17 protein-coding genes are annotated in these 22,069 nt (G+C 42.7%); 5 read left to right on the top strand and 12 right to left on the bottom strand.

Features of this window, described 5'->3' with window-relative positions; genetic code table 11:
• Positions 1 to 91: 91 nt before the first annotated feature.
• The 3 genes from ACO05P_RS06965 to ACO05P_RS06955 all read right to left on the bottom strand — a co-directional run bounded on the left by ACO05P_RS06965 (position 92) and on the right by ACO05P_RS06955 (position 5,067).
• Positions 92 to 808 (bottom strand): M15 family metallopeptidase, encoded by a 717-nt coding sequence (locus tag ACO05P_RS06965; RefSeq protein WP_421754356.1) that lies wholly within the window; start codon positions 806 to 808, stop codon positions 92 to 94.
• The gene (locus ACO05P_RS06960) at positions 809 to 3,028 is read right to left on the bottom strand and encodes an NADP-dependent isocitrate dehydrogenase (RefSeq protein WP_421754355.1); all 2,220 of its coding nucleotides are present in this window, start codon (positions 3,026 to 3,028) and stop codon (positions 809 to 811) included.
• A gap of 212 nt (positions 3,029 to 3,240) precedes the next feature.
• The gene (locus ACO05P_RS06955; RefSeq protein WP_421754353.1) at positions 3,241 to 5,067 is read right to left on the bottom strand and encodes a DNA polymerase III subunit gamma/tau; all 1,827 of its coding nucleotides are present in this window, start codon (positions 5,065 to 5,067) and stop codon (positions 3,241 to 3,243) included.
• A gap of 133 nt (positions 5,068 to 5,200) precedes the next feature.
• On the opposite strand from ACO05P_RS06955, the gene ACO05P_RS06950 reads away from it, so the two are divergent.
• The 5 genes from ACO05P_RS06950 to ACO05P_RS06930 all read left to right on the top strand — a co-directional run bounded on the left by ACO05P_RS06950 (position 5,201) and on the right by ACO05P_RS06930 (position 13,972).
• A complete protein-coding gene (locus tag ACO05P_RS06950) occupies positions 5,201 to 7,234 on the top strand; it encodes a gliding motility-associated C-terminal domain-containing protein (protein ID WP_421754352.1) in 2,034 nt (677 codons plus the stop codon).
• 196 nt (positions 7,235 to 7,430) lie between these two features.
• Entirely contained in the window at positions 7,431 to 7,766 is a 336-nt protein-coding gene (gene rpsF / locus ACO05P_RS06945) for a 30S ribosomal protein S6 (RefSeq protein WP_210759242.1), read from the top strand.
• A gap of 12 nt (positions 7,767 to 7,778) precedes the next feature.
• Positions 7,779 to 8,066 (top strand): 30S ribosomal protein S18, encoded by a 288-nt coding sequence (gene rpsR / locus ACO05P_RS06940; protein ID WP_210759241.1) that lies wholly within the window; start codon positions 7,779 to 7,781, stop codon positions 8,064 to 8,066.
• 9 nt (positions 8,067 to 8,075) lie between these two features.
• Positions 8,076 to 8,528 carry a 50S ribosomal protein L9 gene (gene rplI / locus ACO05P_RS06935; RefSeq protein ID WP_421754349.1) on the top strand — a complete coding sequence of 151 codons (453 nt, stop codon included), beginning with the start codon at positions 8,076 to 8,078 and terminating at the stop codon, positions 8,526 to 8,528.
• A gap of 560 nt (positions 8,529 to 9,088) precedes the next feature.
• Positions 9,089 to 13,972 carry a T9SS type A sorting domain-containing protein gene (locus tag ACO05P_RS06930; RefSeq protein ID WP_421754348.1) on the top strand — a complete coding sequence of 1,628 codons (4,884 nt, stop codon included), beginning with the start codon at positions 9,089 to 9,091 and terminating at the stop codon, positions 13,970 to 13,972.
• Positions 13,973 to 14,038: 66 nt separating this feature from the next.
• Here ACO05P_RS06930 and ACO05P_RS06925 read toward each other — a convergent pair whose 3' ends face one another.
• The 9 genes from ACO05P_RS06925 to ACO05P_RS06885 all read right to left on the bottom strand — a co-directional run bounded on the left by ACO05P_RS06925 (position 14,039) and on the right by ACO05P_RS06885 (position 22,025).
• Entirely contained in the window at positions 14,039 to 14,506 is a 468-nt protein-coding gene (locus ACO05P_RS06925; protein WP_421754346.1) for a GNAT family N-acetyltransferase, read from the bottom strand.
• A complete protein-coding gene (locus ACO05P_RS06920) occupies positions 14,503 to 15,693 on the bottom strand; it encodes a tetratricopeptide repeat protein (protein WP_421754345.1) in 1,191 nt (396 codons plus the stop codon). The genes ACO05P_RS06925 and ACO05P_RS06920 overlap by 4 nt, the downstream gene beginning before the upstream one ends.
• The gene (locus tag ACO05P_RS06915) at positions 15,675 to 16,607 is read right to left on the bottom strand and encodes a hypothetical protein (protein ID WP_421754344.1); all 933 of its coding nucleotides are present in this window, start codon (positions 16,605 to 16,607) and stop codon (positions 15,675 to 15,677) included. Before ACO05P_RS06915 ends, ACO05P_RS06920 begins: the two co-directional genes overlap by 19 nt.
• A gap of 4 nt (positions 16,608 to 16,611) precedes the next feature.
• A complete protein-coding gene (locus ACO05P_RS06910) occupies positions 16,612 to 17,283 on the bottom strand; it encodes a zinc-dependent metalloprotease (protein WP_421754342.1) in 672 nt (223 codons plus the stop codon).
• A 10-nt stretch (positions 17,284 to 17,293) separates the two neighbouring features.
• The gene (locus ACO05P_RS06905; protein ID WP_421754340.1) at positions 17,294 to 17,590 is read right to left on the bottom strand and encodes a hypothetical protein; all 297 of its coding nucleotides are present in this window, start codon (positions 17,588 to 17,590) and stop codon (positions 17,294 to 17,296) included.
• Complete coding sequence (locus tag ACO05P_RS06900; RefSeq protein WP_421754339.1) at positions 17,590 to 18,966, bottom strand: S41 family peptidase; 1,377 nt, start codon at positions 18,964 to 18,966, stop codon at positions 17,590 to 17,592. Before ACO05P_RS06900 ends, ACO05P_RS06905 begins: the two co-directional genes overlap by 1 nt.
• Positions 18,951 to 19,901 carry a hypothetical protein gene (locus ACO05P_RS06895; RefSeq protein ID WP_421754338.1) on the bottom strand — a complete coding sequence of 317 codons (951 nt, stop codon included), beginning with the start codon at positions 19,899 to 19,901 and terminating at the stop codon, positions 18,951 to 18,953. Before ACO05P_RS06895 ends, ACO05P_RS06900 begins: the two co-directional genes overlap by 16 nt.
• 28 nt (positions 19,902 to 19,929) lie before the next feature.
• Positions 19,930 to 20,652 carry a hypothetical protein gene (locus ACO05P_RS06890; protein WP_421754337.1) on the bottom strand — a complete coding sequence of 241 codons (723 nt, stop codon included), beginning with the start codon at positions 20,650 to 20,652 and terminating at the stop codon, positions 19,930 to 19,932.
• A gap of 128 nt (positions 20,653 to 20,780) precedes the next feature.
• Entirely contained in the window at positions 20,781 to 22,025 is a 1,245-nt protein-coding gene (locus tag ACO05P_RS06885; protein ID WP_421754335.1) for an ABC transporter permease, read from the bottom strand.
• Between the last annotated feature and the right edge of the window lie 44 nt (positions 22,026 to 22,069).

Raw genomic sequence — 22,069 nt, 5'->3', positions numbered from 1 at the left:
ACAGAGCGTTACGAATGTAGGAAAATTGTGTATGAATGCGGCTTTCGCCGAGATTAGACTAAATTTTAATAAATCTCAGTGCAAAATGCCTTTAGAAAGGAGCCTTGTCTGGCCAGGCCGCTACGCCCATCACGTAATTATTGATCACATCCAGCTTTTCAGCATAGCTGTCGCCCATAAAACCTCTTAATTGCGAATAGTCAATTTCCAGTCTATAGGCTCTTTGAATGCGGGAAGCAGTGGGAAAGTAGGACCAATGCCATTTCTCTTCGCGATAGCCCGCATCTCGATAGGGGTTAAAGCGGGTATAGGGTTGGTAAAAGCCGAATTCGGCAGCATGCGCTTGTAACCAGGCGTAAACCCTGGCGCCCTCTCCACTTTCGAAATAGCTGTTTTCTAAAGCATTTATATCGAGGTCGGTTCCCCAATGATGTCTGCTGGTACCTGGCATGGAGCTGTATTGCAAAATGCGCTCCGCTCGATCGGATTCATCACCACCAAAGCTTAACCATTTGCGATTCCAAATGCCTTTTTGGTAACTGCGATTGCGGGTTGCTGAGATAATGGTAAGGGAAATTCCATCGGCCTGTGCGGCGTCCCACATATCTTTAAAAGCATCGTACACTTCCTCGCGGAGGTAGGATTCTTTATTGCAATACTTACTGCGGACCTTATCGAAATCGCGGTGCCTACCGGGGTCTATATCTCCCAGCAGGTCCGCTTTTTCAAATTGTGGAATTCGTAAAAAACTACTGTTTACTGTCCAGGCAAGGATCAGAAACAGGAATATTATCCCTTTTAACCTCACTTAGCCAATAATGGCATTTAAAGTTGCGCTGGGACGCATAGCATCACTCACCAATTTTTCGGTTGGATGGAAGTATCCGGCAATGTCAACGGACTTGCCCTGTACTTCAGTAAGCTCTTTAACTATTTGGGCTTCCTGCGCTTCTAATTTATCGGCAACAGGGGTAAAGATCGCTTTCAATTCAGCATCCTTATCCTGATTAGCTAAAGCGCGTGCCCAGTATTGAGCGAGGTAGAAATGACTACCACGGTTATCAATTTCATTTACCTTACGGGAAGGGCCTTTATTATTGTTGAGGTAATGGGTGTTTGCAACATCCAGAGCTTCGGCGATAACCTTGGCTTTGGGATTAGAACCTACTTCTGCCAGGTGCTCTAATGAAGCTGCTAAGGCCAGGAACTCACCCAGTGAGTCCCAACGTAAGTGGTTTTCTTCTACAAATTGCTCCACATGCTTGGGAGCAGAACCACCGGCACCTGTTTCAAACAAACCACCACCATTCATCAAAGGAACTATGCTTAACATTTTAGCACTGGTACCTACTTCTAAAATAGGGAAGAGGTCTGTAAGATAATCACGTAAAACATTACCCGTAACCGAAATAGTATCTAAACCATCTTTAGTTCGCTGGCAGCTGTAGCGAGTTGCTTCTGCTACACTCATAATTGGTAGCTCTAAACCTTCGGTATTGTGGTCTTTTAAATAGGTATTTACCTTTTTGATGAGTTCACGGTCGTGGGCACGATCTTCATCCAGCCAGAACACTGCAGGGTTGCCGGTGGCGCGAGCGCGATTTACGGCTAATTTCACCCAATCCCGAACCGGAGCATCTTTAACCTGACACATACGCCAGATATCCCCAGCTTCTACCTCATGACTTAATAAGGTATTGCCTTCGGCGTCTATTACCATCATGGTTCCTGCTTGCTCCATGATAAAGGTCTTGTCATGCGAGCCATATTCCTCAGCTTTCTGAGCCATGAGGCCTACATTGCTAACACTCCCCATGGTGGTTGGGTCGAAAGCTCCATTTTCTTTACAGAAGTTGATGGTTTCCTGATAAAGTCCAGCGTAACTACGATCTGGAATACAGGCTTTGGTATCCTGAGTTTCGTCTTTTTTGTTCCACATGCGGCCGGAAGTACGAATCATCGCTGGCATAGAGGCATCGATAATCACATCATTAGGCATGTGAAGGTTGGTAATTCCACGATGGGAATTTACCATAGCTAAGTCAGGGCCATTGGTGTAGCAGGCTTCGATATCGGCTTCAATCGCCTTTTGTTCTGCTTCGGGAAGAGTGGCGATTTTATCCAGGATTGGAGTCATGCCACTGCTGGGGCTGATACCTAATTGAGTAAAGGTATCTGCATATTTTTCAAATACAGGTTTAAAGAAAGCTTTTACAAAGAATCCAAAGATCACTGGATCAGAAACTTTCATCATGGTAGCCTTCATGTGCACGGAAAAGAGAACACCCTTTGCTTTGGCATCGGCAATTTCCTTCTCAATAAATGCTTCCAAAGATTTGGCACTCATAAAAGAAGCGTCAATTACTTCGCCTTCTTGCAGGGCCAAACCTGACTTCCAAACTTTCTCAGAACCATCCGCTAATTTCTGAACGATTTTAACGGTGGTAGCAGCAGGCAGGGTAGTTGATTTTTCACTGCCAAAGAAATCTCCTTCATCCATACTCGCAACATGAGAAAGCGAATCAGCAGACCAAGCACCCATGGAATGGGGATGTTTGCGTGCAAATTCTTTTACAGCTTTGGGAGCACGACGATCGGAGTTTCCTTCGCGTAATACGGGGTTTACCGCACTACCTTTTACCTTGTCATAACGTGCTTGAATATCGCGTTCTTCATCCGTATTTGCTTGATCCGGATAGTCAGGAATGGCATATCCCTGATCTTGTAATTCTTTAATGGCCGCTTTTAACTGTGGTAAAGAAGCGCTGATATTGGGTAATTTGATAATGTTGGCTTCGGGAGTTTTAGCAATAGCTCCTAATTCTGCCAGGGTATCCGAAATCTTTTGCTCTTCTTTTAAGTATTCTGGAACCACAGCCAAGATCCTAGCGGCGAGTGAAATATCTCTGGTTTCCACCTCAATACCCGCAGGTTGGGTAAAGCTTTGTACAATCGGTAAAAAGGATCGGGTGGCTAGGGCCGGAGCCTCATCGGTGAGGGTGTAGAGGATCTTGTGTGGATTACTCATATAATTGATTTTATATCTTAATGTTTGATATTAAGTGAGTTAGATTCTGAGGCTTGAGAAAACAATTCCTTCAAAATCTTAAGGGCCACAAAAATAGGAAATTGGACAGCATTTAGGGCCTGATGCCATCGTATACTGCGCTAATTTAGAATAGTTTTTAGGCGAAAATATCTAATCCTTGATCGAAAGCCTGGATTGCTTAGGCGTGAAAATTATTCTATATCCAAGCCCAGGTCTTCGCGCAATTTGGCGAGATGCGGATTCTTTTCGAGTAAATATTGATATTTCTCGGGAGCGGAGTAGGGGTCGAGTTTCTGACTGCCTTTCACGATATTCAAGCTAAAAAATAAGCCGAAGTTTTGCAGTTTTTCCCGACAATGGTAGAGCAAGTCTCTTTTTACTTCCTGAAATTTCTGTGCTTGTATGTTATTGTCTAAAGTAACTTCCACCTCAAAGTTTTCTTTGATTTTCAGCTCTTTATCCGCCAAGGTGGCGACCACAACTTTTTGACCTTCGGCCCGTACTTTTTCCACAAATTCATTCCAAACCTTTTGCAGTTGATCCGCATCGAAAGCTTTTTGTGGCTTGCCGTCTACCGGACGGTCTAAATCTTCTTCGTCTTCCTCCTCAGTTTGTTGTTGATCGGGCCCTTCGCCTTTTAAAGCCTGGGAAATGGAAAAGGAAGAACCGCGTTTTTTCTGAAGTTTATTGGGTCTTGCTTGAGGGGGGTCTTGGCTCGGGCGCTCAGTATTTCCAAGCGCTTTTGCTGTGGCAGTTTCAGAGGGTCTCGGTGGGTCTACGACTTTATTTTCCAGGGAAGCAGGGGCTTCTTCGGCTTTAGGAACAGGAATAGAAGCAGCGGAAACCGTTGGAGAGCTTTGGGGCGCTGCTGGTTTTGGGTTTTGGGCTTCTGGTTGAGCAGCTGCCTGGGGCTTTAAATCAGGCTTTTTTTTTTCACCGCCTGCTGCGGTGTTGGACTCGGCTTTATGCCAAATTTGCATCATGTCCATTAAGGCCAGTTCCACTAATAAACGACTGTTGTTACTGTTTTTATAGCGGACATCGGCTTCAGCCAGCACTTTTAAAGCGGCAAGTAAGAAGCGACTATTAACCTCCTGGGCCTGCTGTTGATAGCGTTGCTGTACTTCGGCTCCAACCTCTAAAAGTGATAAGGTAGCGGGATCCTGGCAAACCAACAGATCTCGGCAATGGGAAGCTAAACCATTAATGAAAAGATGGCCATCAAAACCATTCTCTAAAATTTCATTGAAGAGATTAAGTAAACCTGCCTGATCACCAGCACGAATCAAATCGATGGTGCGGAAGTAATAGTCGTAATCGAGAATACGTAAATTCTCAATTACATCCTGATAACTAATGTGCTCTCCCGAAAAAGATACAATTCGATCGAAGATAGACAGGGCATCACGTAAAGCTCCATCTGCCTTTTGAGCGATAATCCTCAGGGCAGAGTCATCGGCAGTTACGCCTTCTTTAATCGCAACATTTTGTAAGTGTGCAGCTATATCTTCTACCGAAATTCGTTTGAAGTCATAAATCTGACAACGACTTAGGATGGTAGGAATAATCTTGTGCTTCTCGGTAGTTGCCAAAATAAAGATGGCGTGCTTTGGTGGTTCTTCCAGGGTCTTTAAAAAAGCATTAAAGGCCTGTTGAGAGAGCATATGTACCTCATCAATGATATATACCTTAAAACGACCAACCTGGGGCGCAAAGCGCACTTGATCAATCAGGTTACGGATATCATCCACCGAGTTATTGGAGGCAGCATCGAGTTCGAAAATATTAAAGGAGAAATCCTGATCAGCCGTAGTTTCTGCATCGGAATTGATCATGCGAGCCAAAATCCGAGCAGAGGTGGTTTTTCCTACACCGCGCGGACCAGTAAATAATAAGGCCTGTGCCAGGTGATTACTTTGAATCGCTTTATGCAGGGTATTGGTCACATGCGATTGCCCCACTACTTCCTCAAAAGCCTGTGGGCGGTATTTGCGTGCCGATACAATGTAGTTCTCCATAAGGGGGCAAAGATAAAATTCTTGAGTTTTGAACTTATAATTTAAAGGAGCAGTTATTCACGATAGAAAGAACTTAAGAATTGGGCGGCTAATTAAGGACGGTCTTTCTTAGTTTTACGGATCTCAAAGAACCATGAAAGTACTTCAAAACCTGATTTTTACGCTAGTTCTTTTTTATTCTATTTCGGGAATACAAGAATTAAATGCGCAATGCAGCCTCCAGGCGCATTACATGTTAGATGGAAATGCAGCCGATTCCAGTGCCAATTTAAATCACGGGATATTTGTTGGCGGCCCACAAACTACTGCCGGAGATCGCTACGGGAATCCTAATGGTGCTACCTATTTTGATGGAGTCAATGATTATTTAAACACCTTAACAACCTTTGATTATCAGGAGCGTACCGTTAGTTATTGGTTCTATGCTGAACGTACTTCAGCGATCAATGCGATTCTCGCTCATGATGCAAATAGTTTAAGCTATGGTTCTTTTTCATCAGCTATTTCCGGAGGTAATTTAGAAGGAAGAGCAGGTGGTGTTGGGAATGTAGTTTACGGCTTAGGAATTATTACTAATGTTTGGTATCATGCCGTTTTGGTTCGAACCATAGATAGCTGTTTCTATTATGTGAATGGTGTTCAAACTGCAAAAGGGGCATCTAATGGAAACGGCAGTGGCTTTGGTGCCTATGATAAATTGGTAATGGGCTCAAACCGAATGCGAAATGCCAATTTCTTTAAAGGCCGTATTGATGATGTGAAAATATATGATTGTGCATTGGATTCCACACAAGTGGATTCTTTACATCAATCTGAATTACCGATTCCTCTAAGGGGCTTGCCGTCTGATACCACTATTTGCGATGGAGATAGCATCCTAATTAGCATGCCCAACACAATTGGTGTTTCGTATTTATGGGATAATAATTCCAGCTCAAATACTCGTTGGATTAGCCAGGCAGGTAGCTATTGGATTAGGGCAACGACCACCAATGATACCCTACATGACACGATAATAGTAGGTGTTGTTCCTTTGGCTCAGGCCCAGTTAATTGATACCGTTGTTTGTGCTGGTCAATCGCTTACGGTTAATTATTCCGCTTCTGCGGCAGATAGCATATTGTGGTCGGATGGAGATACCTCGAAAATTCGGACTTTTAATTCCAGCACAAATTTGACGGTACAAGTCTATTCTTACTGCGGGACGGTAAATGATACTGTGCGCATTCAGGTCATTCAAACATTGATTCCCCGAATTACCGATACTCTGGTCTGTCCGGGTACTTCAATTCAAATTGGTAGCCGTACCAGTCCTGGTTATGGGCTATTATGGTCTACTGGTAGTTCCCAAGCTCAAATTAATGTGAGTACCTCAGGCATTTTTTGGTGTCGGGTTTCATTGCAATGTGATACAGTTGTGGATACATTTTATGTGAGTAGTCCACCGGAATTACCATCACCTAATATTGCGGATTCTTTATTTATATGTGAAGCTGGGGATAGCATTCAAATAGGATTGGCTTTGGATACTGCTATTAACTTTTACTGGTCTAATAATCATCCAAATTCACTCCAATGGCTTTCCCAAGGCGGAAATTATAATCTGCATCTGGATAATGAATGCAGCCAGAAAAATCTGGTATATAATGTTTACGATCTATCGGGATTAGAACCGGAGACCTTGGAGGATACAATATTATGTATGGGAGCTTCCCTGTATAAGGACTTCAATCAGTGGCCGATTGAGGAGATCAAAGTGAATGGTGAGACCGCTCAAAATGGATTATATCAGTTTAGTCAAACCGGAGATTACCTTATAGAATATTATCAGCCTTGCGGACTTTGGACGGATACCTTTAAACTGGAGATACAGTCATGTGAATGTGATTTTCTATTGCCCAATGCTTTTACCCCTAATCATGATAATCTAAACGATAGCTATATCATTAAGAGCGCTTGCAACAATTTTGATTATTCGATTCAGATTTTTAATCGTTGGGGAATTAAGGTCTTTGAGAATACTGGACCTGAAGATTTCTGGGATGGCACTTATAAGGGGACCGAGGTACCAGCGGGAGTGTTTATTTATAAAATGTACTTCAGCTCTGAAATAAATGGTCTTATTCATGAGGGCTATAAGGAAGGAACCATTCGGCTTTATCGTTAAGGGCTGCTTTATTCCAAAGGGCTGTAGAGCATTGAAATCTGGCTTAGGATTGATCAATGATATAGGAAGCATCGGGGATGCTCTTACACTTAGCAGATCTTTCTGAACTTCCGCCTTATTCCTTCATCTTTTTTCCTTACTTTTGCCGTCCTTTTTAACGAAGGTTTTAAAGGTTTAATTTTTAATTGTTTAACAGATGAATCAATACGAATCCGTTTTCATCATGCATCCCGTCTTATCTGAAGAACAGGTAAGGGAAACGGTAGAAAAATTCAAAGGCTTCATCGAAGCCAAGGGTGGTAAGGTCCTGCACCTCGAAAACTGGGGCCTTAAGAAACTCGCTTATCCAATTCAGAGCAAGCGCAGTGGTTTCTACCATTTGATGGAATTCCAAGCTGAGGGTGAGATCATCACTCCACTTGAAGTAGAAATGAAACGCGATGAGCGCATTATCCGTTTCTTGAATGTTAGAATGGACAAGCACCATGTGGATTATGCCAAGGTGCGTCGTCAGAAATTGCAAAACGCTTAAAAGATTTAGATCATGGCAGAATTGGATACCGGATCAAACCAATCCGAAATTCGTTACTTACAACCCCTGAAAATTGATACTGGCAAGCGCGAAAAGTTTTGTCGTTTCCGTCGCTACGGTATCAAATACGTGGATTATAAGGATCCCGATTTCCTCGCTCAGTTTTTGAATGAGCAAGGTAAAATCCTTCCTCGTCGTATTACCGGTACTTCTTTGAAGTATCAGCGTAAAGTTTCTACCGCTATTAAGCGTGCCCGTCACTTGGCCATCTTGCCATATGTTACCGATAACCTTAAATAAGCCGGAACCATGGAAGTAATTCTGAAACAAGACGTAGAGCATTTAGGTTATAAAGACGACGTTGTAACTGTTAAAAACGGTTACGGTCGTAATTACCTGATTCCTCAAGGATATGCCGAATTAGCTACTCCATCTGCAAAGAAGGTTTTAGCTGAGAACATTAAGCAGCGCATGCACAAAGAAGCTAAGGCTATCGAAGATGCGAAGAAAACTGCTGAAGGCCTGAACGGCTTAGAGATCAAAATGATCGCTAAAGTTGGTAAGGGTAACAAATTGTTCGGATCCCTGAACAATGCTGACCTGGCCGATGAATTGGCTAAAAATGGTCATAGCATCGATCGTAAATACATTCAAATCCAAGGTGGTACCGTTAAGGCTACCGGACCTTATGTGGCGCACATCCGTTTGCATCGCGAGGTGAATGTAGAATTCAACTTTGAAGTAGTAGCTGAACAAGCTTAAGAAATAGATTCGAACTTCATATTAACCCCGAATTCTTTTTAGGATTCGGGGTTTTTCTTTGTTTTAAAACCACATTTTGGAGCCCAATAGGCATCTCTCCGGCATTTGAGAGGAAAATTATTACGGAAAATCACCACTTTTTTTCGCTCTATTCCCAAATCATTGGCATTATTTCTATTGAGCTTTAGGTTGCCTTTGATTAAGGCAGTCGTAATTGATTGGTAGTTAGTGGTTTGCGTGGTAATATTGAAGCTTTTCAATATTGGTGTTTTTTAAAATTCACGGATTAATATCATTAAGAGGCCAATTTTATGAATTTAAAGTCCTTTGATTTTTAGCCTGTTTGAAAGGACTAAGATGCTCTGTCTCAGTAAAGCTGTATTTGAAAAGTGGTTTTGTTGGTGTGAAATGCAAAATGGTTGGGTAATTCAACATTAAAGCAAGAATTGACAAATATGCTTTATTCTTGAAAAAGCGCGGTTTAATTCCTTTTGATCCTTGGTTTTTATTGTGTTAGTTTACCAATTACTAACCCTTATTTACTAACCAAGAATCCTAAGATGAAGAACAAACTACGTTTGGTCTGGGCCTTATTATTTTTTTCGCCCGGATTGATTTGGTCTCAACAAGCGGCCAATTATTCGTTTTCGGTTTCTAGTTCTACTTATCAGGAACTAGGACCTTCTGCAAATTCGCTTTCGGCAATTCTCGCCGATAATGCTAGTGCCGATGTACCCATCGGTTTCAATTTCACCTTCGAAGGTGTGAGCTACGATACTGTGGCAGCTGCTTCGGATGGTTTCATTTCCTTTATTAAAGGTGCTACCTCGACCTCAGGAAATGATTTGGATAATGGCTCATCTGGCCGTAGACCGTTGGTAGCTCCTCTATGGGATGATCATGATGGTAAAGCGAATACCTCTGCAGCATTATATGAAACCACAGGTTCGGCCCCTAATCGGGTGTTCACCTTTGAATGGAGAGATTGGGAGTGGAGTTGGAATGCATCCGATTCTGTAGTTTCCTTTCAGGTAAAGTTATATGAGTCTACTAATGTGGTAGAATTTCATTATCGCTGGGAATGTGACTCTTGCATTACTGGACCAGATGCCTCAATCGGGCTTTCAGGAGCCAGCAGCTTTTTATCCGTTTATGATGTAGGTACTGCCAATCCAAAAGTTTCCAATTCTACCGAATACGCCAGTTTGGATACCGTGGTGACAGATCAAGTATATAGCTTTACTCCCCCAGCTTGTCCTGCTCCCGTTTTAGATTCTATTCATAACATTTCGACTGCTGGTTTTGATGTTTATTGGAGTGGTGTAGCTGGCGATGATGTAATTATCAATTGGGGTCCTGCAGGCTTTAATCAGGCTACTTCAACAGCACAGAATTTAGACACCTCCAATACTGGTATGTATGGTATTAGCGGATTAACAGCAGGTACACTTTACGATGTTTACTTACGACGTATATGCAGTGGTAGTAATAGCCAATGGCTTGGCCCAATAAAGGTGCAATTACCCTGTTTAGCACAATCATTACCTTATACTGAAGACTTTAATGGTAGCTTAGGGTGCTTTACGGTAGCTGATAGTGCAGGTAGCTCTGCTACCTGGACCTGGACTTCAGATTATTCCGGAAGTGATCTGGATGGAAATCCAGGTTTTGCCTTTGTAAACAGCGATGCCGCAGGTAGTACATCAATGGATGAATACCTTATTTCTCCAGTTATTGATGCTTCCTCAATTACAGGTAGCTTAATATTGGAGTTTGATCAATACTACCTTTGGTATAGCAGTGATAATGGATATGTAGAAGTTTACGATGGAACCAATTGGGTTACCGTTTTGTCCCAAAATTCTACAATTGGGGCCTGGTCTAATCCTGACCATCAACGAATCGATTTAACAGCATACGCTAATGCCAATTTGCAAGTTCGATTCCATTATACTGCCTATTATGATTGGTACTGGGCAGTTGATAATTTCTCCATTCAAGAGGAGCTTTGTAATACCAGTTCTAACCTTGGTTTAGTTACAGCTTATTCAGATAGTATCACTATCAATTGGGATGCAGGTCAAGGTACCAACTTTGGCATTGAATATGGTCCGGCAGGATTTAGCCCGGGAAGTGGAACATTTGCTAGCACAACCGATACTTTCTATACTGCTACTGGTTTAAGTTCAAATACTTTGTATGACTTTTACTTAACCGATACCTGTAGTGGTGGTTCCTTTAGTCAGACCATCGGTCCATTGACTGCTAGCACCACTTGTACTTCAGTATCCATGCCCTATGTGGAGGATTTTGAAATCTGGCCTTTAAGCTGCTGGGATTCCACTGCCAGTGTTGGCTTTAACTGGGAACCTTCAGGCTCCAGCCCTGATCGCTATGCTCTGGCTAACTTCTGGAGTAATTCAAGCGGATTGGCGGTAATCACTTCACGTCCTATTACAATTAGTCAGGATGCCCAAGTTCGCCTCTACTGGTCACATCATTATAATAGTACTTATCCCGATGATCAATTTATTGTGCGGGCTAAGGCACTAAGTGGTACTGCCAGCTGGGATACAATCTTAAATTTGAAAGGCCCTGCCTTTGATGATCCTTCTGCCGGTAATACTTCTGTAGGTTCTTTTATTGAAGAGATCATTCTTTTAGACCCTGCCACCTATACCGGTAATGATGTGGTTATTGAATTATTGGGTGTTACTGATTACGGTCCTCATTTATATGTAAATGACTTTAATGTAGAAGCAGTGCCCCCATGTCCACAAGTACAGGGGCTGCGAGACAGTGCAACTACCGCTTGGGAAAGCATTTTGAAATGGGATGATGTATCTGGGAACGGAAGTTCCTATCAGGTATGGTTCGGGCCCCAAGGTTTTTATCAGGGAACGCAAACTACCACTGGAGCTCAAGCAATGGTAAGCTCGGACACCTTATTGGTTGATACTTTAAGCGGATTGAGCTGCTATGAATTTTTAGTACGATCTATTTGTGGTCCTGGAGATAGCAGTGTTTGGACTGGACCCTACTCATTCTGTACTCCACCCACCTGTCCTGATCCATCCGCTTTGCAGGCATCCAATAGTCAATTAACCCAAGTGGATTTAGATTGGACCAGCGGTGGTGCCAGCAACTTTAATTTAGCGATTGGTGCTCCTGGCTTTAGCCCGGCTCCAAGTAATATTGTGAATGTAGGTACTAACTCCTATACCGCTACTAGTCTTAGTGTGGGAACCACTTATGAAGCCTATGTACGCGATAGTTGTGGAGTGGGTGATGTAAGTGATTGGGTAGGTCCTATAACTTTCACTACTGCCTACAATACCAATTTCCTAGACGACTTTAACAGCTTTGCCTTTAATAATGGGGGCTGGCAAGAGGCCGATGGCCAGTTGAGTAGTGCAACTACATTTACCAGTACTACTTCTTCTTCCTGGGGATTTGATGACTATGGTAATAGTACTAGCAATAGTAGCAGCCAACGCGTAAATATCTATTTCGATGGTCAATACGAATGGTTAATCAGCCCAAGTATTTATCTGGACCCAGCCATCACCAACCTTCAAGTTGAATTTGATGCAGCGGTTACCGATTATGCGAATACCGCTCAAGGCTATTTTGGTTCTGATGATTCACTTGCTTTGGTTATTTCAACTGATAATGGTCAGACCTGGTCTGATGCCAATATTATTTGGGTGAAAACAGCCAATGATACTATTGATAATACCGGTGAACATTTCACCCTTCCTTTAACTGGTTATTCCGGTTATGTGAAGTTTGGTTTCTATGCGGGATCTTCGATTGATGATCCTGAGGATACGGATTGGTTTATTGATAACTTCGAAGTACGTACCCCTCGTGCTTGTGCTAATCCTACAGGTTTAGCAGTGAATGGTATTTCTACCACTGGCGCCGTTGGGTATTGGACTCCAGGTAGTGCTGTAATTCTTAGCACTGATATTATTCTTACTACTGCAGGACAGTCTCCGGCAAATGGTACAGTATTCAATCCTACAGCTGCTGATTCTATTATCTTCACAAATCTTACTCCTTCTACCGGCTATTGTTTCTATATCGTAGAAGAATGTGCGAATGGTTTCTCAGATACAATTGGACCAGAATGCTTTACTACTCAATGTTTGCCTATGACTGCGCCTTATAGTCAAAACTTTGATGCAGCACCAGCGCAAGATCCATTTGATGGTATTCCTTGTTGGACGGTTATTGGACCTGGAGCAAGTGATATTGAATTAGTGGATGTACCCGACTTTGGTGTAGCCAATGCTCCTAGTGCTCCTAATGCGGTTGAGTTAAATGATGGTGATTTTAATGCCGGTGATACAGCGATTTTAGTAAGTCCAACCTTTAGTGATTTAGGTACTGGTTTAAATCGCATTTCTTTCGAAGTAGCTTTTGAAAATACAGTTGAAAGCTTATTCGTAGGATTACTCGACAATCCTTATGATGCTGGAAGCTTACGAATTGTGGATACCATCACAACGACTACAGCTGGGGTATATCAATCTTATACTTATGATTTTGATGATCCTACTTTAATAGGATCGGCGCAAAACATTGCATTAGTTCATGGCACCGACATTTATGAGGTGTATGTTGATAATTTTGTATACGAGGCGATTACAGTTGCCTGTCAGGTACCCACTGCCTTGAATGTTACAGCTACTGACTGTGATACACTAACAGTAGATTGGACCTCCAACAGCGGTGGATCTATCATCCAATACGGTCCTAGTGGATTTACACCTGGTCAGGGAAGCTATACTGGCATCGTTACATCACCATTCGATATTACCGGATTGCCATTGAATACCGAGTTCGATGTATGGGTAGCTGATACCTGTGGTTCTGATACCAGTGCTTATGCCGGTCCATTTACCCTTAAAACAGATTCTGTTGGTCCAATTTGGGCATCCTTCACTGCTCAGATTACTAATGTAACTATGACCAGCGCCGATGTAAGCTTTGATGCTTCTGCATCGACTAATGCAGTGACTTATGACTGGACCTTCGACAATGGTTCGAATGGTACAGGTGTAAATACCAATACCAGCTATTCAGCTAATGGTACTTACAATGTAACTCTTACGGTAACTGACCGTTGTGGTGCTACTGATGATACCACTGTTGCGGTTGTGGTTCAGGGAATTTCTTTGGAAGAGGAAATGCTGAATTCTAAAATTGCAATCTATCCAAACCCCAACAATGGACAGTTTAGCTTGGAGCTTCCGAATACGGGATCTTCATTCGACATGACCGTAACTGATCTAGCTGGTAAAGTAATTTACGAGCAAGCTGACCTCAGCTCAGACAGCGAACATCAAATAAGCTTACCTTCTGTAGCGAAGGGCGTTTATATGGTGATCCTGCGCAGCGAAGGCAAGCGCATCAGTCGTCGCTTAATTATTGAATAAAGACAGAGATAGTTAATACGGGAAAGCCTCGGTTCTTTTTTAGAGCCGGGGCTTTTTTTATTGCCCTTAAAGTCTAAACTCCATGCGATAATTGATCAAAACCTGATCTCCTCTGGGGTTCTCATTCTTTCGAATTACCTTCCATCCTTGACTATCGAAGAAAGGTCGCGCCGTGATACTGATATCAGAGCTTAGAGTGTCTTTTCCTTGTTTGCGGGCTTCAAGTACGGCAGCTTTAAGCAATAGCTTAGCAAGTCCCATGCCTTGATGATGTGGCGATACATACATAAAGTCGAGATAGTCCCCGGCTTTGAGGCTACAAAAGCCCGCTAATTGAGTATCAGCCATTGCTAACCAAACTACTTGTTGCTTAATTAACTCCTCCCAACGATCCTTGTTCTGAAGAGTTTGCAGCCAAGCTTCGATTTCAGCAGCACTGTAATCTGCCTGGCAAGTTTGACGTATGCTGGCTTCAAAGAGGTTTTTGATGGCAGGAAGATCCTCCATCTTAGCAAAGCCTAAATTGATTTTCATCTGGAACTTTTTGGACTGAAATAGCTACGCATAAAAACAAAAATTTCATGCTCGGGCGGATATTCACGAATATAGATTTCGCGAGCCAAAGCTAGCTCTTTCTGCATTGCTTCTTCCTTCTGGAAATCCTTTAATAATACAGCACTAAAGAGATGGAGATTGGCTAGGACGATGGAATCTGCCTGCTCTTTCATTTGGTTCTGATAAAAAGCCAGGAGTGCCTCTTTTTCCTGAAAACTGGGGTGCAAGCTGTACAAATCCTTATAGGTAGTAGTACTTTGAGGATCGCGCTGGAAATAGTGCAGCCGACTTTTTTTAAAGCTTATACTGTCAATCTTCCTTTCCAATTGTAATAGGTTCCTTAAACTAATTAGCGCGTCAGGATTGAAGGAGTAGGCTTGTCGAAAATAGTCCAGCGCTAAACTATCATTTCCGGATTGTAAATAGGAGAGCGCCATCATCGAGGCCGCTTCCGCCTTTAAGGCCGAATCTTGAAAATATTGATGGGCCAGGTCGGCATGCTTGCGAGCTTCTGCTTGGCGATTTAACTGTAAAAGGGCATAAGCCAAATTCGCTTGTGATTCTGCATGATCTGGCTTTAGTTCTATGGCCTTTTCTAAATAGGGTAGGGCGGACTGAAAATCGAGGCCTTTCATCGCTAAGATTCCCAAGCTATACATCGACTGGTAATTGCGGCTGCCTTGCCGATCGGCCAATTCATAATGCATTTGCATGCGGCTTTGAGCAGCGGAGCTTGGCATATACTCCTTTTGATTAGCCTCCAGTAATTTTTGATAGAAATAGCCCATAGCTAAATGCAGCTGCATATTGCCAGGTTCCTTGCTCAACAATTCTTTCCCTATCGAGTCCGCTTTAAAATAGATGAGTCCATTTTCCTTTGGAATGCTACGCAAAGAATCCAGCGTTTCGTCACTACTTAGATTACAAAGGGCAAAATGAAGATAGTCTTCTGTATAGCAGTGAAAATCTAAGATCAAATGCAATTTCGCTTCAAATATGTGACTCTTATTATTTTGAGGATCAGCTTGATCTAATACTGTAAATGCCTGTGCAAACTGGTTTTTACTTATCAGTTCCTGACTTTTTTGCAATACAGTTCTTTGAGCGAAAAGCCCTAAAGTCAATCCGCTAAAAAGCATGATTAGTATTAATGTCGATTGTCGCATAATATGGGTAGCGGCATTTGTCCGGGTGCCAGAAACTCTAAATCTTCACAGCTAAAGGATTGGTAGCTGAAACCAAATAGGATTGGGCCATAGCCATTTATTAAGGGGCCTACCCATTGATTGGCGCCAAAATTACGAGCTTGAATATTAAGGGGCGCCACTGAACTACCTTCAGAGTCGAAGTATTCGAAGCTATTTATATAAACTCCGCGTCTTAGATCATAGACCAAAAGGCGACGGTAATGCGGGCGGAACTTTTCCCCTCTATCCATGGCAATAATTTGAAGAGGGCCATATTTATAGGTAAAGAAAAAGAGGGAGGTGCTGTCCTTCGGGCTTAAGCTATCTGCAAATGGAACATGCTCATAGGGCATTTCGGTGAATTGCATGATTTCAATATTCGCTTTCTCAAAGGGATTTTCTGAAGCTATAATGGCAAAATTATTCTGATGTACATTATACCTTAAAGGCAAGAAATTGGAGTCTATTTCCAAACCTATTACATAATCATACTCACGAAAGGGCTGATCATTTTCTCCTGAATACAGATTAACAAAGGCCGAAACTTTGAGCTTCGCCAGGGGGTATTTCAAAGTGATATTGGAATCCAGATCATAAACATATAGAAAGTCTTTTTCGCTGAAGCCACAACGATCCAGGAAAAGCTTGCGATTAGTAGCACTAAGCACATGGTAGTTCTGCTCCTTGAATCCGGCATATTCTAAATAGTCCTCCGCTATAACTGAGCTTTCTTCTTCCGAATGCGAGAAATAGGCATCACTTAATGAAACGAAGTGAAAATTGGGCATCCGCTCATAGCCCTGATAGTACATTCGAAAAAGCTTGGGTGGATTATCCTGAGCATGAAGCCCTGTTAGGAGCAGGCCTAGAAAGAGGCTTATTTTCCAGCACATAGTTTTAATCTTTAAGACCAATTTCACCTTTGCATTTTTTGCAAAGCTCAAAACCAACCTGGTCAACAGTGCTTAGACTTTCGGCGGCATCAGCCATAACACATTCAAGTTCATCACAATGTTTCAGGCCCAGGTTATGACCTACTTCATGGATGCTGACCTTTTTTAATCGATCCAGAAAAAGCTCTTTGGGAGGACGCATCAAGCGAAAGCTGGAGACAATAGCCGCTACTCCGGGGCGCTGACCTAATCCAAATATTCCCCAATCCGAATATCGAGATTCGGGTTTCTTTACCTGACCTTGACGATCTCTTTTAGTGGTGGAAATATCTTGAGTGCATAAGCCCAGGATATGGTCCAGGGTATCCGCTTTGAGACGAGCTAAATCCTGTAGCAGGGAATCTGCTCTGTAGCGGGGGCTCTTAATATTTACAAAGGCCGCTTCCGGTAGATCTCTAGATTTCAAAAGATGAAATTTCATGGGGTAAGTGGCCTCCAAACTTCTTTTAATTTCGGCAGACCATTCAGGGACAAAATTGCCATAAGGTTGCAAGGCCAAGCTCCGTTTCTCAATCTTTTTGGGAAAGATATTTCCCAACCAATCTCGTACTGGCCGCAGACTTAGACTAATTACTAAGATTAATACAATGGGGATAATATTGCGTAGTACTTTCATCGCCAGCAAATTAAGCAAGTCGACCGCGGTATGCAAACCATAGCCAAAAGCCAATAGGTCCCATTAGGATAAGTACCAGGCTGCCACTGATCTTTTGTTTTACGGAGTATTCGGGCCGCCATTGCTGTCGAAGGAAAATAATCAGCAGTATAAAATGGATTCCAAACAAGATATAGTTTAAAGGATCGTAGACTGAGCTAATTCCTAATTCAGGAGCAATCCATACAAAAGTTGCATTAAAAGCTAAAAGAAACACGGAATAGGGAATCAGCAGAATTTTAAAGCGCTTAAACCTTCTATCCTCCATTATTGTCGCTTTTTTATTTGCTCTAAAACCACGTCCCGGGCTAAGTCCTTTTCCATTAATCGATCTTCTAATCCATATTTCACCGGGATGTGCGGGATCACCCCTTGATCGCTGTTTTCTTGATTCAGGTTTAAACCATAGAAAAGATAATAACGGGGAATGCTTATCTGCAATCCGCTGTTCTGTAAGGTAATTTGTTCTTGAGAGCCAGCGGCAAATCCCGTGTAACGAGAACCACTTTCCTCACCAATTATCATGGCATTACTATATTCCTTGAGATGCCTAGCCAAGACACTGCCATTGGAAAAACTCAAACCATCAATAAGCACATAGATTTGTCCCGGAAAAGCATTTTTATCTCGTTTTGGAAAACGATATTTTTTCTCCTTTCCTTTCCAGGAAATGGATTTGCGCAGGAAGTCAACTTGCTGCTCTTCATGGATGAGGTAGGGTAAAATCTCATCGACCATTTCATTCCGGCCACCGGTGTTAGCCCTTAGGTCAATTACCAGATGTTCGCTTTGGGCGGCATTTATGCTATCAAAAATGGCTTCATAAAAGTCATCCGGGTCAATATCAAATTGCTCCATGCGATTTCGATCGAAGGAGGGGAGTTCCAGCCAGGCAATGTTGGATTCAAATCTCAAGGAGTAAAATGGATCCTCAGCCTTGGATTTTGCCTGTGGATTTAAACGATTCACCTGAGCAAAAAGACTATCTCTACACAGGGCCTTTATTTGGCAGTTTTGGATACTGTCATTTTTTAGATATTGAATTTTAGCTAGGCGAGCCGTATCAACATAGAGATAGTATTGCCAATTAAATCCAGATTCAATCACCGCATCCTTGTAGCTAAGGATATTCGCATCGGCAGGGTTGCATTTACGAAGAATGTCTACGCTTTCGGTGCTGCTGATCCCATTGATAGAAAGGATTTCCCCACCAGGATTTAAACATTGTTCTTTAGAATAATCTTTTCGCAAGTACAAGCGACCCTCGATCATCCATACGGTGATTGGGAGGTAGCGATAGCGGTTCGCCAGAAATCCGGAGTGCACAGTATCCTGCCAGTTTCCAAGCCCATAATGACCTTCATTGGCCAGACTAGTTAGGCGACTAATCCAATAAAAGGCTTTCTGATGAGAATAGCTTTGAGCTGAATCGTCTTTGATCTGGCTAAAGAGCTCAGTGCAGCGCTGATCCCAGAGTTCAGGGCTTTGAAATTCAAATAGGGTAACCTGGTATTTCTCAATGGCAGATTTAAGCTGTTCTAAATCTTTCAGTAGCTCATCCTGGCTCAAAGCCTGAGCCTTGATAGTATTTGCTCCCAGACTAAGCAGTAGCAAACCGAAAAATAAAATTAAGGGCTTTCGCATCGGTCTAAAATCCATTCAATTAAATAGTTTTCATCTACAATGGTCCAGGAATGGCAATTGCGATTTCCTTCTTTATCAAATCCTTTACCACTGGTACAGATGATTTCAAGATCAGAATGCGCCTCATTTAATAAGCAAGTGTGAAGTCCAACCAAATCAAAGGAATTGATATCAAAATAGGAGGCTCCTCTTTCATTCGACCACCAATCCATATCGGGCTCATGGATTAGTAAAACACTACTGCCCATTAGGAGTTGAGCTTGACTGCAACTGCTATCGCGGTAGGAGTGAACGGAGGCGGAATGGTAGCGTTTCGGGCATTCTTCGGGACTGCAGCCCATTTCACGAGCATAATAGTCTTGCATATAATTCGCTTCCCAGAGCATGCCTGCTTTAAACTTGTTTTTATTCCAATGCACAGATTGATAGAAACGTTCCATATCCAGAGGAGCATCAACTGCAAAAGCCCCGCGCATTCGAATATCGAAATTTGATTTACCTGCAGCGCAGTATTGAACATAGCGCAAGGCTCGAGTGCCGCTGGCAGATATGCCACCAATAAACAAGGCATTTTCTGGAATGGAGTAGGTCGCCAGTACTTTTCCCAGTAAACTGTCCAGAACCTCCAAGCCCCGATCTTTAAGATAAAGCTCCGGGAAGACTTGAGTGCTACTGGTGTAGAGTATAGCCAATCCACTATTCAGCGCCAGGTCGCGCCATTGATAGGGACTTTCTTTTAAAGATTCCAAGCTCGGCAAGTGGGTATAGTCACGAATGAGTAAACCCTTAATTACAGGCTTTTCGGGCAGGATTAAGAGGGCTGAATTTTTAGTGCTATCGCTAGAATCCAGGTAAAAGAACTGAGTCTTTTGAGCAAGGCCCGAAAACAGGCATCCAATACTAAACAAGAGTATAACTAAAGGAGATTTAGGCATCCTTAAACATAGTGATTTCCCTTGTTAATTAGCGCAAAGCGAAGTCAATATGGTAATGATCATCATGCAGTTTATCCACTACCGGACTCAAGGCCTGGGCAAAATAAATTCCTCTTCTTTTTATTTCTTTTCCGGTTGGACTGCGAAAGAAATCATCTTTAAGATTGATCTTGAGTATCACTTTTTTAATCTTTAGTCCCTGCTTTTTAGCGGCATTGTCCAGGGCCAGAATATGCTTAGCCATGGTTTCGAAATCAATCTCCACTTTGGAGTTCAGATTTAATTTTCCCGAAGAATCGAAATTCAGAAGGTAATGCCAGATTCCCCAATGATCGTAAAATGTTGCCGGTCGATTTCCCTTTTTTAAAGGAACCATAAAGTCGACACTCATTCCATTCTGATGCGTGCGATGGATCAATTGCTTGCCACCATTATGTGAGGAGCATTCCATATAATAGAATTTGCGCTCTGGACAAGTTTCCTCGCAGGCGGCATAAGCATCTTTTAAGGTGTGATAAACTTTAGAATTGAGGTAGCCATTGCCTAAAACATAGTAGCTGGTTAAACTGAAGTACTTGGCATTTTTAAGGCGGTAGTCTATAAGGTATCCGTTTTCCAAACTGCCCTTTCCAGGACTGCCATGTGAGATGCTCTTCCCCTTGTTTCGATGGAAGAACTGTGGCATGCAAGAGCCGGTTAAAACCAAGAAAACTAGGACTAGGGTTCCCTTTACAATTTTCCTTTTTCGCATTAAACCTGTTTATAGGGAAACGGGAAGAAGGGGAGGAAATTGGAGGTAGTTGGTAAATGGTAGTTGGTAGTTGGTAGTAAGTAGTTGGTCGTTGGTCGTTGGTCGTTGGTCTCGTTGTGGGGAGGAAACTACTCGTAGCGTAAGCTTTCGATCGGATCCAGGCGGCTAGCTTTAAGGGCCGGGTAGAAACCTGAAACGAGACCCACCAGGAAACAGATGATGGCCGAAAGGCTCATCCAGGCCCAGGGAATAATAAAGGCTCCTCCTACTAACATGGAGATGCCATTTCCGATAAGAATTCCGAAAATAATGCCAGCCAATCCACCCAGGAAGCAAATGGCGATGGCTTCGGTTAAAAACTGACTAAGAATGGCATTGGATTTGGCACCTATCGCTTTGCGAATTCCAATTTCACTGGTTCTTTCCGTTACAGAAACCAACATGATGTTCATCAAGGCGATGGCTGCGCCCAATAATGTGATCGCCGCAATAATTATCGCAGCCATACTAACATAGCTGAGGTTTTCAATTAAGCTTTCGCTAACACTATCGCTCTTTATAATATTGAAATTGGTTTCTTCTTTGGGGTTTAGTTTTCGAACGGCTCGCATGGTCGCCGTAGCTTCATCCACTACTGATTCCAATTCTGTGCTTTCCAGGGCCATTACGTTCACGGCAAAACTGCGATTGGCAGTAGCATATTTGGTGCGCGCTTTGGTGATTGGAATAAACATGGATTTATCACCACCAAAACCAAAGGAGTTTCCTTTGGGGGCCAAGATGCCTACAATGCGATAACGAGCATCGCCAATACTAATGAACTTCCCCAAGGCTACTTCTTTGGGGAATAAATTGCGCACGATATCTTGACCAATTAGAGCCACTGCCGCCGCATCTTTGATGTCGTTTAAGCTAAGATTTCGGCCACTTTCCAATTCATAACCACCGGTATGTAAATAGTTTTCGTCGGCGGCCATAACCGATACATTAGGATTGGTTTTGAGGTTCTTGTACTTGGCCTCTGCAATGCCGGTGGCCTGGAATGAAACGCTGGTACGAGCCCGAGTGGCAGGCATACGTTCCTTAAATTTCATGGCCTCATAATAGGTAATGGAGGGATAGTTTTTGGGTCTCTCACCACTGCGACCAATGCGAATATTAGGTCCTCTATTCTGAATGGTAAAGGTATTGGCTCCCAATAAAGCGAATTGTCCGGTAAGAGAAGACTTAATCGCATCGATAGCGGTTAGTATTCCAACCAGCGCAGTGATTCCGATGGCAATAATTAATGCCGTCAAAATGGTTCGCAGCGCTTGGCTTTTTATACTTTGCAGCGCGATTTTTAAGTACTCGAAAAAGATATTCTTTCCCATGCCCCTAAATTACGATTATAGCCGTGATTGGAGGCTTGAAAAGC

The organism is Croceimicrobium sp., assembly GCF_965228705.1.
Taxonomy (GTDB): Bacteria; Bacteroidota; Bacteroidia; order Flavobacteriales; family Schleiferiaceae; genus Croceimicrobium.
Note: the sequence above shows the minus strand (reverse complement) of the source record. Positions and strands in the feature narration are given on the sequence as shown.

Coding starts and splice junctions, on each gene's coding strand:
- ACO05P_RS06960 (WP_421754355.1), bottom strand. CDS start 3,028: ATGAGTAATCCACACAAGATCCTCTACACCCTCACCGATGAGGCTCCG.
- ACO05P_RS06955 (WP_421754353.1), bottom strand. CDS start 5,067: ATGGAGAACTACATTGTATCGGCACGCAAATACCGCCCACAGGCTTTT.
- ACO05P_RS06950 (WP_421754352.1), top strand. CDS start 5,201: ATGAAAGTACTTCAAAACCTGATTTTTACGCTAGTTCTTTTTTATTCT.
- rpsF (WP_210759242.1), top strand. CDS start 7,431: ATGAATCAATACGAATCCGTTTTCATCATGCATCCCGTCTTATCTGAA.
- rpsR (WP_210759241.1), top strand. CDS start 7,779: ATGGCAGAATTGGATACCGGATCAAACCAATCCGAAATTCGTTACTTA.
- rplI (WP_421754349.1), top strand. CDS start 8,076: ATGGAAGTAATTCTGAAACAAGACGTAGAGCATTTAGGTTATAAAGAC.
- ACO05P_RS06930 (WP_421754348.1), top strand. CDS start 9,089: ATGAAGAACAAACTACGTTTGGTCTGGGCCTTATTATTTTTTTCGCCC.
- ACO05P_RS06925 (WP_421754346.1), bottom strand. CDS start 14,506: ATGAAAATCAATTTAGGCTTTGCTAAGATGGAGGATCTTCCTGCCATC.
- ACO05P_RS06920 (WP_421754345.1), bottom strand. CDS start 15,693: ATGCGACAATCGACATTAATACTAATCATGCTTTTTAGCGGATTGACT.
- ACO05P_RS06915 (WP_421754344.1), bottom strand. CDS start 16,607: ATGTGCTGGAAAATAAGCCTCTTTCTAGGCCTGCTCCTAACAGGGCTT.
- ACO05P_RS06910 (WP_421754342.1), bottom strand. CDS start 17,283: ATGAAAGTACTACGCAATATTATCCCCATTGTATTAATCTTAGTAATT.
- ACO05P_RS06905 (WP_421754340.1), bottom strand. CDS start 17,590: ATGGAGGATAGAAGGTTTAAGCGCTTTAAAATTCTGCTGATTCCCTAT.
- ACO05P_RS06900 (WP_421754339.1), bottom strand. CDS start 18,966: ATGCGAAAGCCCTTAATTTTATTTTTCGGTTTGCTACTGCTTAGTCTG.
- ACO05P_RS06895 (WP_421754338.1), bottom strand. CDS start 19,901: ATGCCTAAATCTCCTTTAGTTATACTCTTGTTTAGTATTGGATGCCTG.
- ACO05P_RS06890 (WP_421754337.1), bottom strand. CDS start 20,652: ATGCGAAAAAGGAAAATTGTAAAGGGAACCCTAGTCCTAGTTTTCTTG.
- ACO05P_RS06885 (WP_421754335.1), bottom strand. CDS start 22,025: ATGGGAAAGAATATCTTTTTCGAGTACTTAAAAATCGCGCTGCAAAGT.